Below are 16,213 nucleotides of genomic sequence, written 5' to 3'. Positions count from 1 at the left end.
ATGGCCAGCAGCGACACAATTGCCTATCTGCGTTCGCGCTATCTCCCCGATCACCTGATCGGGGAGATCCTGTCGAAGCGCTGGGTCGACAATGCGATCCCGTTTTCCGCCCTAGTGCTCACGATCGTGATACTGGGCTCGATCATTCCCGACTTTCTATCCCTGTCGAGCCTTTCCGACCTCGCCCGGCAGTTCGCCGAATTCGGGCTCGTGGTGCTTGCCCTGACAGTCGTGATGATTTCAGGCGGCATCGACCTTTCGGTCGCTTCCGTTTTCTCGCTGGCGGTGCTCTTCTCGCTGATCGGGGTAAACGTCTACGAGTTGCCAATACCGGTCGTGCTGGCCGGCATCCTGGTCATGGGCATTTGCTGCGGCGCCATCAACGGGCTGCTTGTCGGCTATCTGCGGCTGCGCGCCTTCCTGACCACATTGGTCAGCCTGATCATCTTCCGCTCGATCTATGAGATCGTCTTCGTGAAGATGTCGACGTCCATGATGTCGGGCTTCTCCATGTCCGACCTCTGGCTGTTCATCGGCGAAGGCACGGTGTTCGGTGTCCCGACCTCGCTGGTGATCACGCTGGTTATTGCCCTTGCCTGGCATCTCGTTCTGTCGCGGATGCGTCCTGGCTGGCGGCTTACCGCCGTGGGTGGGGCGCGACGTTCTGCCTTCAACGCCGGCATCGACGTGCGCTTCATGGTGTTCCTCACCTATGTCGCCTCCGGCACCATGTGCGCGCTGGCCGGCTTCCTGTTCGCAGCCAGGCTGGGCAGCACCGGATCAGACACCGGCGTCGGGCTCGAAGTGCAGGCGCTCACCGCGGCCGTCCTCGGCGGCACGGCGATCGGCGGCGGCCGGGGTTCGGTGGCAAAGGCGATCATCGGCAGCCTGCTGGTGCTGATGCTCACCAACGGCCTGATCAACCTCGGCATCAGCGGCCCGATCACCTCGACCATCCTGGGGGTGATCCTGCTCACGGCCGTCTTCGTGGACATGCGCTGGCAGAAGCACCGCCACCGCATTCTCGCCAAGGTCTATGTCTCGCCCGCCTACCTTTCCCTGCCGCCGGCTCCGAAGGTCGACGCACCCGGGTCGCCCTATGTGCTGAACGATCGCTTGCGCTCCGTTGAGATCATCGGGCTCGGGCAGATCGAGGGCCCCGAAGACGTTATCCTCGACCGTGACGACAATCTCTATTGCGGCACCCGGCATGGCGATATTGTCCGTTTCTTCGGTCCCGACCACAAACGTTCCGAAGTGTTCGCGCATATCGGCGGCCATCCCCTCGGAATGGCTTTCGATCGCAGCGGAAACCTGCTCGTCTGCATCGGCGGCATGGGTCTGTTCCAGGTTGCCCCCGACAGGACCGTCACCAAACTCACCGACGAGACGAACAGGAGTTGGACGTCCGTGGTGGACGATTCACGTCTTCGCCTGGCCGATGACGTCGACGTCGCACCCGACGGGCGCATCTATTTCAGCGAGGCAACGATCCGTTACGAGCAGGAGGACTGGGCAACCGACGCACTGGAAAGCCGGGCGAGCGGGCGCATGATCTGCTACGATCCGAAGACGGGCAAGACCCACACCGAGATTCCAAAGCTGGTCTTCGCCAACGGCGTCACCATGTGTCCCGACGGACAGTCCTTCATGTTCGCGGAGAGCTGGACCTGTTCCATCAGCAGATATTGGTTCGACGGACCCAAGAAGGGCAAGACCGAGCGCGTCATCTCCAGCCTGCCCGGCTACCCCGACAACATCAACCGGTCCTCGGACGGCAATTATTGGCTGGCGCTGCTCGGCATGCGCGGGCCGGCGCTCGATCTTGCCATGCGCATGCCCGGCTTCCGCAAGCGCATGGCCCGCCGCGTCGCGCCTGATCAGTGGCTGTATCCGAACATCAACACCGGCTGCGTGGTGAAGTTCAACGAGAAGGGAGAGATCCTCGACAATCTGTGGGATCTCGGGGGCCGCAACCACCCGATGATCACCTCGATGCGCGAGCACAAGGGATGGCTGTATCTGGGCGGCGTTTCGAACAACCGGATCGGCCGCTACAAGCTGCCCGATGCCGACCCCAACTGGTGCGCGCAGGATGCCTATTGGGGCCCGCGTAAATGATCGGCGCCATCAAGCAGGCGTGGGCGAACTTCCGTGGCTTCGATCTGACTGGCAGTACGGTGCCGCCGATGGACGGCCCGCTGCGGCCGAATTCGAAGCTCGACGCGGCTCCGGTGCTGCTGGATCTTGCCGATGTCGACAACCTCGTGGTCTGCGGGCAACGGATCGTCTGTTCGGTCGGTCGGGAGATCCATACGCTGGCGCCGACGGCCGGCGATAGCGGGTACGGGCTTTCCATCAGCCGATCCAGAAGCATGGACAAACCGGTGACCAGCATGGCGGCGGGCGCGGACCTGCTGGCTGTCGCCGTCGAAGGCGAGGGTATCCGCATCGAGAGCCCCGACGGTGCATCCTCGGAGTTGATCGCAATCGGGACACTCAATGCGCATTGCGTCACCGCGATGGCTTTCGCCGATCGCTCCACCTTGCTCGTCGCGGTCGGGTCCGACCGCAGTCCGGCGCATGGCTGGAAGCGCGATCTGATGACCAAGACGGCGGCGGGATCGATCTGGCGTATCGACATCGGCACCCACACTGCCGTCTCGATCGCTTCGGGGCTCGCGTTTCCATCCGGGATCACCGTGTCGAACGACCGCGTCTTCGTCTCGGAGGCATGGCGCCACCGTGTCCTTTCGATGGGTGTCGACGGTTCACGCCAACAGACCGCGCTGGGCTCGCTGCCCGCTTATCCCGGGCGCATCGCGCCGGCATCGGAAGGCGGCTTCTGGCTGGCCATGTTCGCGCCGCGCAACCCGCTTGTCGAATTCGTCCTGAAGGAGGACGAGTATCGCGCGCGCATGATCGAAACAATCGACCCGGACTATTGGATCGCGCCCGCGCTTGCCACGGGAAGGAGCTTCCTCGAACCCATACAGGGCGGTGCGCGCAAGAAGCTCAACATGCTGAAGCCTTGGTCGCCGACCTGGTCGACGGGCCTCGTCGTGCGCTGTGACAAGGAGATGGCCATGGTGCGAAATTATCAAAGCCGCGCCGATGGCGATGTGCACGGCGTGACCTCACTGTGCGAAGTCGGTGACCAGCTCCTCGTTGGTGCAAGGGGATCGGGAAAGATCGTGGCGATCCAAGAACTGGCGGGGCACATGGCATGACACCGCTCGTCCAACTGCGCGGCGTTTCCAAGGATTTCCGTGGCGTCCAGGCGATCTCGAACGTCGATTTCGAAATCCGGCCGGGCGAGATACACGCCATTCTGGGCGAGAACGGTGCGGGAAAATCGACGCTGATGAAAGTGCTGGCCGGCGTCTATCAGCCGAGCTCCGGCGAGATGCTGCTGGACGGCCAGCCGGTGACGCTGAATTCGCCGTCCGACGCGCTGAACCGCGGAATAGCGATGGTCTTCCAGGAGACCAATCTGGTGCCATCGATGTCGGTGGCGCAGAATATCTACCTTGGCGACGAGAAGCTGTTCAACCGGCTGCGCGGGTTGAACATTCAGGCACAGCGCTATCTGCTGTCGCTCAACTTCTACGTCGATCCCACCGCCCAGGTGTCTTTCCTGGGAGCCGGCAAGAAGCAATTGGTCGAGATCGCACGCGCCGTTCACCACAATGCGCGGCTCATCATCTTCGACGAGCCGACCGCCACGCTGACCCCCGAGGAAAAGTTCCATTTCTTCAATCTTGCCCGCCGCCTGAAGGAAGAGGGCATCGCGATCATCTTCATCAGCCATGCGCTGGAGGAGGCATTGCACCTGGCGGACCGCATCACGGTGATGCGCGACGCCAAGGTGGTCGTGACCGATGAGACGAGCAAGTTCGATCGCGAGCGGATCGTGCAGGCAATGGTCGGCCGCAGCCTGTCCAGCGAACTCTATTCCGGTCAGGCACGCGTGGCGCGGCCGATGGGCAGAAAGATCCTCAGCGTCGAAAATCTGTCGATGGGCAATACGGTGCGCAACACGTCGTTTTCCGTGTTCGCCGGCCAGGTGACAGGCTTGTTCGGACTTGTCGGTGCTGGACGCACGGAAACGATGAAGATTGTCGCCGGGGTGCTGAAGCGCGACTATTTCCACGGCGGCACGGTGCGCTTCGAAGGCAGGCCCGTCCGCTACCGGACGCCACGGCCGGCGGTGCGTGACGGTATCGTCTATGTCACCGAGGACCGCAAGATCGAGGGTTTTTTCGAAACCATGACGATCGCCGGCAACATCCAGCTCGGACACCTTGCCAAAGGCAACAACCTTCTGACGCCGGTCGTTCCGCGGCAGGGCCGGGAACTGGCTGTCGAGTGGACGAAGCGGCTCGGCGTCAAGGCGATCGATGCCGATGCCCGCGTCATCGAACTCTCCGGCGGCAATCAGCAGAAGGTGGTTCTGGCCAAGGCGCTGATCCAGAAGCCCAAGCTGGTGATCCTCGATGAGCCGACACGCGGGGTCGACGTCGGAACCATCGTCGAGATTCACAACTTCATCAACGAGCTTGCCGACAGCGGCATGGCCGTGGTGGTGATTTCGTCCTACCTGCCCGAGATCAAGACGCTGTCAGACCGGATTCTTGTGGCGAGGCAGGGGCGGATCGTCGAGGAGATGGACATCGATGAGGCAACCGAAAGCCGGATCATGTATGCGGCCGTTCACTGAGCATGCCAAGCTGGCCGGCAGTGGCCGGCCGCGGTTCGTTTCGAGGGGATGGATCGGAAAACCCTTGGCGGGAACGGGTGCTGCGTGACGCCGATGCGCCGGTTCCTACCACCTGTTGGTGGGCACGACGAACATTTGCGCGATCTGGACATGGGGCGGCTGGTCAAGCGCGAATAAGACACACCGGGCGATGTCTTCAGGGTCGAGCGCCATGCCGAACCGCTCGAAATATTCCTGGGCCGCCTCCTCGTCGCCGCGAAGGCGGGACGCGACGATGTTGGTGCGGGTGAGCCCCGGCAAGATCTCGATCACGCGGATGGCGGTCTCTGCCAATTCGCCGCGAATGATGTCGCTCAGCATATGCACGCCGGCCTTGCTGGCGGAGTAGGGCGCTTGATCCGGCACCAACCGGATGGCGCTGATGGAGCTCATGTTGACGATGTCGCCGCGGCCGCGTTCGATCATTCCGGGCAGGATCGCCCGCGTCACGCGCATCAGGCCGATGAGGTTGGTCTCGATGATCGCCGCCCAATCGTCGGCCGAGCCGATGTCGAAGCGGGTACGCCCGCCGATGTCATGACCGGCATTGTTGACCAGTATGTGGATGTCGCGGAATTCCGGCGGCAAGCGCTCGAGGCAGGTGGCTACGGCATTGCCGTCGGTGATGTCGAGGTGGAGCGGGAAGACGCCGGCGCCAAGCTCGCCAGCCAACACGGCGAGGCTGTCTTCCTCGCGATCCGCCAGCACGATGCGGCAGCCCTTGCCATGAAGGCTCAGGCAAACCGCCCGTCCGATGCCGCTCGCGGCACCGGTGATGAAAGCGATCCTTTGCCGGTCGTCGTTCATGCTCGGACTTCAGCGCTGCGCAGACGCTTCTTCAGCATCGAACTCGGCGAAGGCGTCGCGCGCGATGCGGAACGAGTCCACGCCGGCGGGCACTCCGGCATAGATCGCCACCTGCAAGAGGACTTCGCGGATCTCTTCGCGGCTGACGCCATTCCGCAGGGCGCCTTTGGTGTGCATCTTGAGCTCGTGAGGCCTGTTGAGGCAACTGAGCATGGCAAGGTTCAGCATCGAGCGCGTCTTGCGTGGCAGTTCCTCGCGACCCCAGACTGCACCCCAGCAATACTCGGTCACGAGCTCCTGCATGGGACGGTTGAAGTCGTCCGCCGCGGCAAACGACTTCTCGACGAACTCCTTGCCCAGCACTTCCTTGCGGATCGCCAAACCGCGTTCGAGGACTTCCTTAGACATATGAACTGCTCCTGTTTTGGGGATGTCTATAAACTCTGCCTCGACGGCAGACGCTTACCTTCGCCAGGCCCTTGTGCCCGCGTTCGCGTTGCTTGTCTTCCGGCTACTCGCTTTGCCGCGCAAAGCGGCAGCAGCCGACCGGCATCTTTCTTGGTGTCCAGCCTGTCGACGAATTCCTCGATGGCATCGGCTTCGGCAGCGCCGAGGATGTTCGCCGCCGCCAGGCGGAAGCGCTCGCGCACCTGTGCCTCGGTAGCGGGCACGACGTCGGGCAGGCCCATCGACAGCTTGCGGCCGTCGCCGAGCACCACATCGATCGCCGCGCCCTGCTGGCCAGGGAAGAGCGCGGTCAGATCCGGGCTGGCAACCAGTTCGCTCACCCCGATCAGGCGTACCGTCTCGGGATCGGCGAGATCGCTGTAGATATCCTCCGACAGCCGGCCGTGTGCAAACACGGCTCCCACGCCGAATGGAATGCTCATCTTCGCTTGAAGCGCTCTGTCGAACGGTCCGGTCCGGTCGCACCCTGGATACGCGGCAGCGGCGGTGGGAACGCTGATGCGGATACGCGCAACCGGTGCGGCATCGGGGCCGATCATCTCGACGAGCTTCAATGCGGTCTGGCAGGCCGTCTGGGCAAAATTGCAGGCCGGCGCCGCCTTGTGATAGACGTTGAGGATATCCGCCTCCCCATCGGGAAAGAGTTCGATCCGGCCAGGCATTGGCCGCCTCGCGAGCGCGGCAAAGTATCCCGAACGTCCTTCAAATATGTCTGGACTTCCAAACGCCCCTGCTTCGGCCAGCCGAACCGCCATCCAGGCGTTTCGGGCCGCAAAGCCGGGATGGAAGAACATGTCCGAGCCGCCGCTGTGCGGCCACTGGTTCAGCCCGGACGCGGTGTTCGCAGCCAAGGCAATCGCTGCCGCCATCTGCTGTTGGTCGAGCTTCAGCATCCAGGCGCCACCGCATGCCGATCCGATTGGGCCGACCAGTCCAGTCGGGCGGAAAAGTGAGGACACCGTCGGATCGATCAGCATCCTTCCGAGACGTCCGCCGACCTCATAGGCGACCACCGCCGACCGGAGCAGTTCAATGCCGGAAACAGTATCCGTTTCAGCCAGCGCCAGAAGCAGCGGCCAGACAACCACGCCGTGATGGCAAACCGATGCTGCATGCATGTCTTCCCTGACCAGACCATGGCCTTTCACGGCATTCACGAATGCTGCGTCCGCCGGGGTCGCCGTCGCGCTTTCCCCGATCATGTGGCCGCCAGGCGCTGCCGGCATCGCCGCGACCGCCTGTCGGCTTGGCTCCAGTTCCGAAGCCTCGAACGCACAGCCAAGAAAATCCAGCAGGCACAGCTTGGCCTTGCCGATGGTTGCCGGACCAAAAACTGGCGCGGCAAGGTTGGCCAATGCAGTTGCCAGTTCCAGTGAGCGCGTCGTCATGTGCTGCTCTCCACAACGCGGGCCCTAGGCGCGGATCTCCACGCCGGCCCATTCCTCGATGATGCGCACCATCGACGTGAAATCCGATTCCGGCCCAAAGCGGGCGTTGGTGGCGGCGAGCATCTGGCGCACCAGAGAACCACCAACCATGGGAACCCCCAAGTTCTCGCTCTCATCGACACACATGCGCACGTCCTTGTAGGACAGGGCGGTCGAGAATCCGAAGTCGAAGGTTCCTGGCAACACGGCACGAGGAAATTTGTCCTGCGTCGCGCTGTTTCGCCCGCTCGAAGCATTGATGATGTCGCACATCACCGTGGGATCCAGGCCGGCCTTGACGCCCATTGCGAGAGCCTCCGCCGACAGAAGGATGACGCCGGCGGCGATCATGTTGTTTCCAAGCTTGGCAACCTGAGCGCTTCCCGGCGTTTCTCCGCAATAAAACCTGCGGCCAAAATTGGCCAGCACCGGGTCGACTTCCTCATAGGTCTGCTTGGGGCAAGAAACCATAACGGCGAGCGTGCCGTTGCTCGCGCCGGCGATCCCACCCGATATCGGTGCGTCCACCCATGCGATACTTTTGGCCGCCAAGGACTCCGAGATGATCTTTGCCATGGTCGGTCCTGTGGTGGACACATCGATAATGGTCTTGACCTTCGAGCCGGCCGCGATTCCGTTCGCAGCCAACACCACATCCTTGACGATGGCGGGCGTTGGCAGGCTGCAGAAAACGATGCCGGCCTCGTCACCGACGGCCTTGGGGGATGCGGCAAATGTCGTGTGTTCCGTAGGCAGCTCCTTCGCAGCGTCCGGCCGCGTGTCGTGGACGACCACGTGGTGACCGGCCTCGGTCAGTCGGCGCACCATCGGCGCACCCATGCGGCCGAGGCCGATGAACCCAAGCGTTTGACGCTGCACGACTTTTCCTCTCTAACTATATTGGATTTGGCCAGCCTTCGGATTGACTCAGAGTAGGCCAGTTCCTGCCCTTGCGATAATGCTCGCCACGCGCATAACAGCTTTGCCAAGGGTCCGCCGAACGCTTGTCAACGCTTTCGATGTATCCCAAACTCCTCAATTCGTTGCATGACAACGGAAATCCGATCTTCCGCATTTTGCAACGAGGCAAGCCCATGTTCGATCTAAGGCAGCTCCAGCTGTTCATAGCAGTTGCGGAATTCGGGAGCTTTTCGCGGGCCGCCGTCGCGCTGTCGGTCAGCCAGCCGGTTCTCAGCAGGCAAATCAAATCCCTGGAAGAGAGCGTCGGTATCGCGCTTCTTTACCGCAACGGTCGTGGCATTGTCCTGACCGAGGCGGGCAAGCTTCTGCAGAACTATGCGTCTGCAATCCTCGAGCAGGCCTCGCGTGCGACGAGCGAGCTCGGAGCAATGCGGTCGAACCCGCGCGGCGCGATCGTGCTTGGAATGCCGCCATCCGTAGGAGTTGTCCTGACCGCGCCGCTCGTCCAGCATTTTCACGAGCAGTTCCCGCAGGTGAGCATGCGGGTGGTCGAGGGGTTCAGTGGCCATCTCCTCGAATGGCTCGTCATGGGCAAGATCGACGTGGCGGTGCTCTACAATGCGCCACGCATGAACAACTTGCTCGCGGAGCCGATCCTGCGCGATGAGCTATTCCTCCTCGGCGCCAAGAACGATCCCTGCAATCTCGGTTCCTCGCCCGTCGACGCCGCGGTGGTTTCGAAGATACCGATGATCCTTCCCGCCCGTCCGCATGGACTGCGGGTGTTGCTCGACCACATCTTCGGCGCGGTCGGCATCGAGCCCAGGATCGAAGTCGAGGTCGAGGCGATGCCTTCGACACTGCGCCTCGTGGAGGCCGGAATGGGCTATACGATCTTGTCCTATTCGAGCTGCCACGACCTGGTTGCGCAAGGCAAGATCAGTTACTGGCGGATCCAGAATCCGTCGATAGAAAGGGAGCTGCTGCTCGCAACATCAAGTCAGCGGCCAACCACCACCGTTATCCGGGCATTGACGACCATGATACGCGACGAAGTGCGCGCTTTGCGCAAAATGGGAATCTGGGAGCCGAAGCCGTAAGCAACGGATCGGCCCTCTCCTGGTCATCAGCGCCATTCATGCCGGAAGCGATATATCTGTTATCGCAAAGCTGAGCATTGAGTTCACTTCACTTGGCCGTGCGTGAGCGTCACATTGCGACGACCCGCGAGGGACGACCTGCGTGCGTACGTCGTCTGGTGGAGGAGGCCAAAAATGACCGATGAGCCGCGAAAGCAGACCCCCGGCGTCTACAGACGCAAGGTCGGCGACGCCATGGTCACCGTGATCAATGACGGCTTTCTCGATATCCCTATGGCCATTCTGCGTGGGACGGAACGGGGCGACATGGAAGCATTGATGCGGGAGCATTTCCACGAGGGCGGTCCCCGCCTCACCGTCAATGCGTTTGTCATCGCGACCGACAGGAACACGATGCTCGTCGACGCCGGCGGCGGGTCGACAACGGTGTATTCGATGGGGCAACTACCGCACAACCTGTCCGCGGCGGGCTTCAAGCTCTCGGACTTCGACACTGTTCTTCTGACCCACATCCACCCCGATCACTCGAGCGGGCTGATGGACGAAGCCGGCAAGCCACTCTTCCCGCGCGCCGACATCATCGTCCACAAGGATGACTTCGACTTCTGGTCCGATACCGAGCGACGCGGTCGCTCGGCGGCTGCGGTACCTTACACAGGTTCCGCCGACGCCTTGCTTTCAAGCCATCGCGGGCGTTTTCGCCCGGTGGACGGAGGCGAAGTGATGCCGGGCATCACCCAGTTGCCGCTTCCCGGCCACACGCCGGGCCACAGTGGCTATCAACTCGATTCGGCCGGCGAGACGCTGGTGATGTGGGGCGACACGGTGCACGTGCCGGAACTCCAGATTCCCCTGCCTCAGATTACCAGCGAGTTCGATGTCGATGAGGCGCTGGCAGCTGAAAACCGCCGCAAGATTTTCAACCATGTCGCAAGCGAGCGCCTGCTCGTCACTGGCGGCCACCTGCATCTGCCGGGCTTTGCCCATCTGGTGAAGGCGGATGACGGCTTTCGGCTTGTACCCGAAGCCTGGCGGGTCCAGCTCTAGGCGGTTCATGAAAATGCCAAGGGCCGGCTCCAGGGGGAGCCGGCCCGTTTCTGTTCGCGCTTGGGAGGTGCGACAGTCCGATCAGTCGGTGACTTCAACCCAGGTCTTGCTCTTGGCGTCATGCTTGACGAGCGTGACCTGAGCCGCGGTGATGGTGATATGGCTTGTCTCCGAGAAGCCGATATTGCCTGTCATGCCCTTGAAGTCCTTCACGGCGTTGAAGCCTTTTTGCAGGTCCCCCGGCTTCGTCGACTTCACATCCTTGATCACCTGCGCCAGCATTTTGATGCTGTCGTAGGCGCCTGCCGAGAAGGGTGTGGCATCGACGCTGAATTTCTTCTTATAGGTGTCGCGGAACGCCAGGAGTTCCGGGCTCGGGTGCAGTTCCGTGGTCAGCATGGCGGTGATCATGCCGTCGGACAGGTCGCCAGCAAGGCTTGAGAAGGTGTCGTCGGCATTCGTCTCGTCATTGCCGTAGACGATCGCTTCGTAGCCTATCGAATGAAGGTCCTGCATGAAGGCGGCCTGGTCCTGCGGCGTCAGCCATACATCCACGCATTTGATCCCCGCCGCCTTGATGGCGTTGACTTCGGGCATCAGGCCGGCGGTGGCTCCTGTCGACCAGTTTTCTGTGATGGTGTGATCCATCGCAATTTTCTTGCCGGCCTTGTCATAGGCCAGCTGGATGCCGAAGAGTCCGCCCTGTCCGTAGGTCGAGGGATCGTGCAGCACGGCAAGCCCGTCGGGGCAATGCTTCAGAGCATGCTCGCCGATCTTCTCGCCCCAGGCGAAGGTGTTGAGACCGAAGTCGAACACCCACGGATTGGGCGGGCTCGTGGGCCCCTTCGGATTGACGGTCAGTCCGCCGTCGTCGACGACGCCGATGGTCGGAAATTTGTGACGCTCGGCAAGCTGCGCGGTCACCGGACCGGTATCGGGGGAGCCCGCGATGACGATGGCACCGGCCGACATCAGCTTTTGGTAGAGCTGGCCCGACAGTGTCGCCGACGCGTTGTCATTGTGCGCGTCAAGCTTGAACATATGGCCGTCGACGCCGCCGGCGGCGTTGACCTCATCGACCGCCATCTGCGACCCGTTGACCGTGGCAACGCCTGTCGAACCGTAGGCACCGGTGGTGCCCGCGATCAGGCCGACAAGATAGTCGTCGGCAGCATTCGTCTGGATGGCTGCACCGCATAAGACCGTTGCGGCCAGCAGCAAGGTAGACGTCGTCGCGAGCTTATTCATATTGTTCCCTCCCTGCGATCGGCGGGCTTGTCTCCGACAATCCGATCGCCCGTTTTGCCCTGCGCCTCATCGGGACGCGCGTGTCTTCGCCCGGAATTTTGCCACCCACGACCCCCATCTTGTCAACGCGGGGCAAGGCACTCGAGACGGGTTGGGACCTCGCTCAAAATCCAGCCTCCGGAAGGAATTCCATTGGCGCGATCTCGGCGGTCGAAGCTCATATCAGCGCGCTCCTTCATTAGATTATGTCATTGGTATTAAATGATTTATCGTCTCGCATGCGATTGATTCATAAATCAGTCATGCGTTTCCTGTCAGAGCTTACGGCTTACGCCATCGATCGGGTCGGGCGCACCGTTCGTCGCGTTCCTCATAGCTGTTATGTCACCGGCATAAGCTATTTCCGCGGGGGCTTTTTCGACTAGTTGTTCAGCATCGGCGCAACATGCCAAATCCGGACGTTGCGACAGGAAAGCTCGGCCCATGCGACTTCCGCGGAGCTGTTGAAGCGGGAAAAAGCCGGTGACGTCCGGATGATGGGGGAGCCAACGGTGCTGCAATTCTTGCTGAGTGGCATTGCCATAGGATCGATCTACGGTCTCATCGGCATGGCATTGGCGATTTCGTTCTATGTCACCCGCATCATCAATTTCGCCCAGGGCCAGCTGATGATGGTGACGGTGATGATCACTGCCGAGTTGGTATCGTCCGGCTATCCTGTCTGGCTGGCCGCGGCTGCCGGTCTGGTCTCATCGTGTATCATTGGCATTCTGTCCTATCTGATCGCGGTGCGGCCAATCCTGCTGTCGAACCGCTTCAGCTTCGGCTGGCTGGTATCTACGCTGGGCTTCGCGGTGATCGTCGAGAACGCGGCTGCCTACATCTGGAGTCCGACGTCGCAGGCCTTCCCGCCAATCCTCAACAACATCAGCGTACCGATCGGCAGTGCCGTGCTCACCGGCCAGCAGCTCCTCGCGATCGTCACGGCCGCCATTCTTGCCGCCGGCTTTGAAATCGTGCGGCGATACACGCTGTTCGGCAAGCTCGGCATGGCGACGGCGGCGGATCCGGAAATGGCATCCGCCATCGGCGCCAACACCACCGTAGTCGCCATCATCGCTTTCGCCGTCTCCGCCGCCTTTGCCGGCATTGCCGGGTTGCTCATCGGGCCGACGACCTTCGCCAATCCTTATCTGGGCGACACGTTCGGCACCTACGGCTTCATAGCCATGATGATCGGCGGCGGCACCGAGCGGCCGATCGCTGCCATGTTCGGCGGTCTGGTGCTGGGCATCTGCGCCGAAGGCGCCAACGGGCTCATCAACTCTCAGGCTTCGGACTGGTTTCCTTTCATCGTGCTTGTCGTCATCCTGATCGTCTCGCCCAAGGGGCTGTTCAGCGCCAGCAATCCGCTCTTCCGTCCGCGACGTCCGGCGGCGGCGAGCCGCTGAGGGTCGGGGTATGAATTTGACGAGCGATCGCCAGGCATCGGCGGCCATCCCGGGATCACAAGCCGGCAGCTGGCGCACCGTGGGGCTTCTTGCCGTCGGCCTCGCTTACCTGGCGGCGACGGCCTATGTGGCGCAATCCGATCTCGGCCTTCAGAACCTCGTGCTGGTGGCCGCCGTCTTCGGTATCCTCGCCATCAGCCTGGACCTCGTAGCGGGCATGCTGGGCCTCTATTCTCTTGGTCAGGGTGGGTTTTTCGGGATCGGTGCCTATGCGACGACAATTCTCGCCAACGACTATGGCTGGAATGTCTTCGCACTGCTTGTCCTCGTCCTTGCCGCGACCGGCCTCGTCGGTGTGGCGGTAGGCGCCATGTCGTTGCGTGTCAGCGGCCTCTACTTCGCCATCACCACCTTCATCTTCACGCTGGTGCTGACCGTCCTCGCGACCGATATGGTCAATGTCACGGGCGGCCTCCAGGGCCTGCTTGGCCCGGCCTTTCCGGATTTCCCAGGCGGCTTGCAATGGCTCGGCACGCCGCTGGTCTGGTGCACCATGGCAGGGCTCTTCCTCAGTCTCGCGCTGGTCTGGAACGTCAGGCATTCGCCGTTCTATCCGGTCCTGCTCTCGATCCGCGATGCCGAGCCGTTTGCCGAGGCCGCAGGCGCGCGGACAGCCGCGATCAAGGTCGGCGTCTTCGGCGTCTCGGCCGCGATGGCTGGAGGAGCGGGTTGGCTCTTTTCCTTTCTTGGTGTCGTATCCCCGGGCCAGTTCGACTGGTCGGTGTCGCTCAACGTGCTGGTGATGGTGCTTATCGGCGGCATCAACACCACGGTCGGCCCTGTGATCGGCGCGATGTTCGTCTCGATGTTCCCGAATGTCGTCAACATCAATCCATGGCTGCAGGAGATCGTCTACGGCGCACTCTCCATCCTTGCCATCACTCTCTTGCCGGATGGCGTCGTTGGAGTGGCCAAGCGCCTGTTGGCGCCTCGCGTTGGAGGTTCTGCACCGGCGACCGGGATTGTTGCCGTCGACGAACCGCCCCCCGCTGCGGCAATCCTTCCCGCCACCGCGCTCCCGACCACACCGCCCGAGATCATCGTCGAATGCCGCGGCATCGAATTCGGTTATGGACTTGGGCCGAAGGTGCTGCGCAATGTCGATCTCACGGTTCAGCGCGGCCACATTCACGGCCTCATAGGGCCGAACGGCTCCGGAAAGAGCACGCTCGCCAACGTCATTTCCGGCCGTCTCACGCCTCATGCCGGCCAGGTTCTGGTCAAGGGGACACGGGTCGACGGCATGCCCGCGAGCAGCCGCTCGAAACTCGGGCTCCGGCGAACTTTCCAGGCCGCGCAACTGGTCAAGGAACTGACACCGACGCAGAACGTCATGGTCGGCCTGTTCGATCGGGTGCCGCGCATCATGGGCCGTGCCGCGTTCTGGCCGATGCTTGCGTCCGGCGGCCGCGATTTGGCGGCAATGCATCGTCGCTCCGCCGAAACCCTTGCCCTTGTCGGGGCCGGCGAATGGACTTCCCGGCAGGTCGGAGATGTTCCGCACGGCATCGAACAGCTCACCCAACTCGCGTCGGTCTGCGTGGCGGGGCCCGATGTCATCGTTCTCGACGAGCCGGCGACCGGCCTCTCGGCGAAGGAGGTGAAACATCTGGCCACGATCCTCGCCAATCTCAAGAGCCAAGGCGTCACGATGATTATCATCGAGCATCAGACGCGCTTTCTGTTTCCGCTGTGCGATCGCGTCACCGTGCTCAACGCCGGCGAAGTGATCCTAACCGGGTCGGCCGACGAGGTGCGTGCCGACCCCATGGTCAGACAGGTTTATCTCGGCGAATGAACGAACAATCGTCCCCCGTACTGGAGATCAGCTCGCTGAGCGCTGGCTATGGTCGCTTCGACGTCGTGCGCGACATCGGGCTCTCGGTTGGCAAGGGTGAAGCGGTGGCACTGCTTGGCCCCAACGGCGCCGGCAAGACCACGGTGCTGCGCGCGATCATGGGCCTGGTCAAGCAGCGCCGCGGCCTGATCCGCATTGGCTCGACCGATGTCTCCGACCTGCCTACTCATCGCATAGCGCGAGGCCTCGCCGCCATCGCGCCGGAGGGACGGCGGCTGTTTTTCGACCAGTCGGTGGAAGACAATTTGCTGTTGGGCGCGCTGCATTTGCGGCACGACCGGCCCAGGGCCGAGAGGCTGCTGAGCTCGGTGTACGACCTTTTTCCGGTGCTGAGGAACTACCGCCATCGGCTTTCGTCGTTCCTAAGCGGTGGAGAACAACAGATGGTTGCCATCGGCCGCATGCTGATGAGCGATCCTCAGATCATGCTGCTCGACGAACCCTCCGTTGCGCTGTCGCCGGTCGCCGTCGACATCGTGGTCAAGGCGATGCTGGAACTGCGCAAGCGTGGTGCATCGCTGCTGCTCGTCGAACAACGCATCGATGTCGCAACCCGGGTCTGCGACCGGCTCTATGTCATGGCGCATGGCGAGATCGTCGAGGAAATGACTCCCGAAACGGTTCGCTCGGGCGGCATGTCGATACTCAGCAAATATCTTGGCTAGCGGCAGGCACGCATAGCCCTTCCAGCAATGACAAACGCGGTCGTGGCCGAGCCTTCCGATTGACGCTCGGCTCTGCCAGGGGGGCGCCTGTGCCATGGGCCAGGGGAATTCGCCTAGATGCGCGTTTGCTGTTACCGGTATCTCGATACTGCTTATTTCTCTTAAGTCGGCAGCTTCAACGGCTCTGCCGTAAGGGGCAAAGATTTCGCATAATAATCTGATATTTAACGATTATTTGAAAAAGTTGTGCGCGATAGCGATAATGGAAACGAGTCTGCTACCGCTAACATTATTCCTTGCAAAGGTTCCTGAACCGGCCTAGCTTGCCTTCGATTGGCGGCCAGCACGTCAAACGGATGGCAAAGAATTCCAAACGGCCTGGGGAGGTTTTTCATGCGCAAT

Annotated in this window: 13 protein-coding genes; 8 read left to right on the top strand and 5 right to left on the bottom strand. The window is 62.0% G+C overall.

Features of this window, described 5'->3' with window-relative positions:
• The 3 genes from MESCI2_RS0105595 to MESCI2_RS0105585 are packed head-to-tail and all read left to right on the top strand — an operon-like array spanning nucleotide 1 to nucleotide 4,720.
• Nucleotides 1–2,121, top strand: coding sequence for an ABC transporter permease (locus MESCI2_RS0105595; protein WP_027035706.1), 2,121 nt, complete (start codon nucleotides 1–3; stop codon nucleotides 2,119–2,121).
• Nucleotides 2,118–3,230 (top strand): hypothetical protein, encoded by a 1,113-nt coding sequence (locus MESCI2_RS01000000134350; RefSeq protein ID WP_050596476.1) that lies wholly within the window; start codon nucleotides 2,118–2,120, stop codon nucleotides 3,228–3,230. The genes MESCI2_RS0105595 and MESCI2_RS01000000134350 overlap by 4 nt, the downstream gene beginning before the upstream one ends.
• Nucleotides 3,227–4,720 (top strand): sugar ABC transporter ATP-binding protein, encoded by a 1,494-nt coding sequence (locus tag MESCI2_RS0105585; protein WP_027035705.1) that lies wholly within the window; start codon nucleotides 3,227–3,229, stop codon nucleotides 4,718–4,720. The genes MESCI2_RS01000000134350 and MESCI2_RS0105585 overlap by 4 nt, the downstream gene beginning before the upstream one ends.
• A 105-nt stretch (nucleotides 4,721–4,825) precedes the next feature.
• Here MESCI2_RS0105585 and MESCI2_RS0105580 read toward each other — a convergent pair whose 3' ends face one another.
• Genes MESCI2_RS0105580 through MESCI2_RS0105565 form a run of 4 tightly spaced genes read right to left on the bottom strand, consistent with a single transcriptional unit; the run spans nucleotide 4,826 to nucleotide 8,340 of the window.
• Nucleotides 4,826–5,566, bottom strand: coding sequence for an SDR family oxidoreductase (locus MESCI2_RS0105580; RefSeq protein WP_027035704.1), 741 nt, complete (start codon nucleotides 5,564–5,566; stop codon nucleotides 4,826–4,828).
• Between the two features lie 9 nt (nucleotides 5,567–5,575).
• Nucleotides 5,576–5,974: a carboxymuconolactone decarboxylase family protein gene (locus MESCI2_RS0105575; RefSeq protein ID WP_027035703.1), complete on the bottom strand. Its 399-nt coding sequence runs from the start codon at nucleotides 5,972–5,974 to the stop codon at nucleotides 5,576–5,578.
• Nucleotides 5,975–6,000: 26 nt separating this feature from the next.
• On the bottom strand, nucleotides 6,001–7,422 hold the full coding sequence (locus MESCI2_RS01000000134345; RefSeq protein ID WP_081738602.1) for an MmgE/PrpD family protein: 1,422 nt from the start codon (nucleotides 7,420–7,422) through the stop codon (nucleotides 6,001–6,003).
• Nucleotides 7,423–7,446: 24 nt separating this feature from the next.
• Nucleotides 7,447–8,340, bottom strand: a complete 894-nt coding sequence (locus tag MESCI2_RS0105565) for an NAD(P)-dependent oxidoreductase (RefSeq protein ID WP_032900332.1) — start codon at nucleotides 8,338–8,340, stop codon at nucleotides 7,447–7,449.
• Nucleotides 8,341–8,465: 125 nt separating this feature from the next.
• On the opposite strand from MESCI2_RS0105565, the gene MESCI2_RS0105560 reads away from it, so the two are divergent.
• Both MESCI2_RS0105560 and MESCI2_RS0105555 read left to right on the top strand, forming a co-directional pair.
• On the top strand, nucleotides 8,466–9,482 hold the full coding sequence (locus MESCI2_RS0105560; RefSeq protein WP_245270227.1) for a LysR family transcriptional regulator: 1,017 nt from the start codon (nucleotides 8,466–8,468) through the stop codon (nucleotides 9,480–9,482).
• A gap of 174 nt (nucleotides 9,483–9,656) precedes the next feature.
• Nucleotides 9,657–10,529 (top strand): MBL fold metallo-hydrolase, encoded by an 873-nt coding sequence (locus tag MESCI2_RS0105555; RefSeq protein ID WP_027035700.1) that lies wholly within the window; start codon nucleotides 9,657–9,659, stop codon nucleotides 10,527–10,529.
• An 81-nt stretch (nucleotides 10,530–10,610) separates the two neighbouring features.
• Here MESCI2_RS0105555 and MESCI2_RS0105550 read toward each other — a convergent pair whose 3' ends face one another.
• Nucleotides 10,611–11,777 (bottom strand): ABC transporter substrate-binding protein, encoded by a 1,167-nt coding sequence (locus tag MESCI2_RS0105550; RefSeq protein ID WP_027035699.1) that lies wholly within the window; start codon nucleotides 11,775–11,777, stop codon nucleotides 10,611–10,613.
• 551 nt (nucleotides 11,778–12,328) lie between these two features.
• On the opposite strand from MESCI2_RS0105550, the gene MESCI2_RS0105545 reads away from it, so the two are divergent.
• Genes MESCI2_RS0105545 through MESCI2_RS0105535 form a run of 3 tightly spaced genes read left to right on the top strand, consistent with a single transcriptional unit; the run spans nucleotide 12,329 to nucleotide 15,811 of the window.
• Nucleotides 12,329–13,228: a branched-chain amino acid ABC transporter permease gene (locus MESCI2_RS0105545; protein WP_197031515.1), complete on the top strand. Its 900-nt coding sequence runs from the start codon at nucleotides 12,329–12,331 to the stop codon at nucleotides 13,226–13,228.
• A gap of 10 nt (nucleotides 13,229–13,238) precedes the next feature.
• On the top strand, nucleotides 13,239–15,086 hold the full coding sequence (locus MESCI2_RS0105540) for a branched-chain amino acid ABC transporter ATP-binding protein/permease (RefSeq protein ID WP_027035697.1): 1,848 nt from the start codon (nucleotides 13,239–13,241) through the stop codon (nucleotides 15,084–15,086).
• Nucleotides 15,083–15,811 (top strand): ABC transporter ATP-binding protein, encoded by a 729-nt coding sequence (locus MESCI2_RS0105535; RefSeq protein WP_027035696.1) that lies wholly within the window; start codon nucleotides 15,083–15,085, stop codon nucleotides 15,809–15,811. The genes MESCI2_RS0105540 and MESCI2_RS0105535 overlap by 4 nt, the downstream gene beginning before the upstream one ends.
• The last annotated feature ends 402 nt before the right edge of the window (nucleotides 15,812–16,213 follow it).

Origin of the sequence: Mesorhizobium ciceri WSM4083, from assembly GCF_000519305.1 — a bacterium.
Classification (GTDB): domain Bacteria; phylum Pseudomonadota; class Alphaproteobacteria; order Rhizobiales; family Rhizobiaceae; genus Mesorhizobium; species Mesorhizobium ciceri_B.
This window is presented reverse-complemented; position numbering and strand designations above follow the sequence as displayed.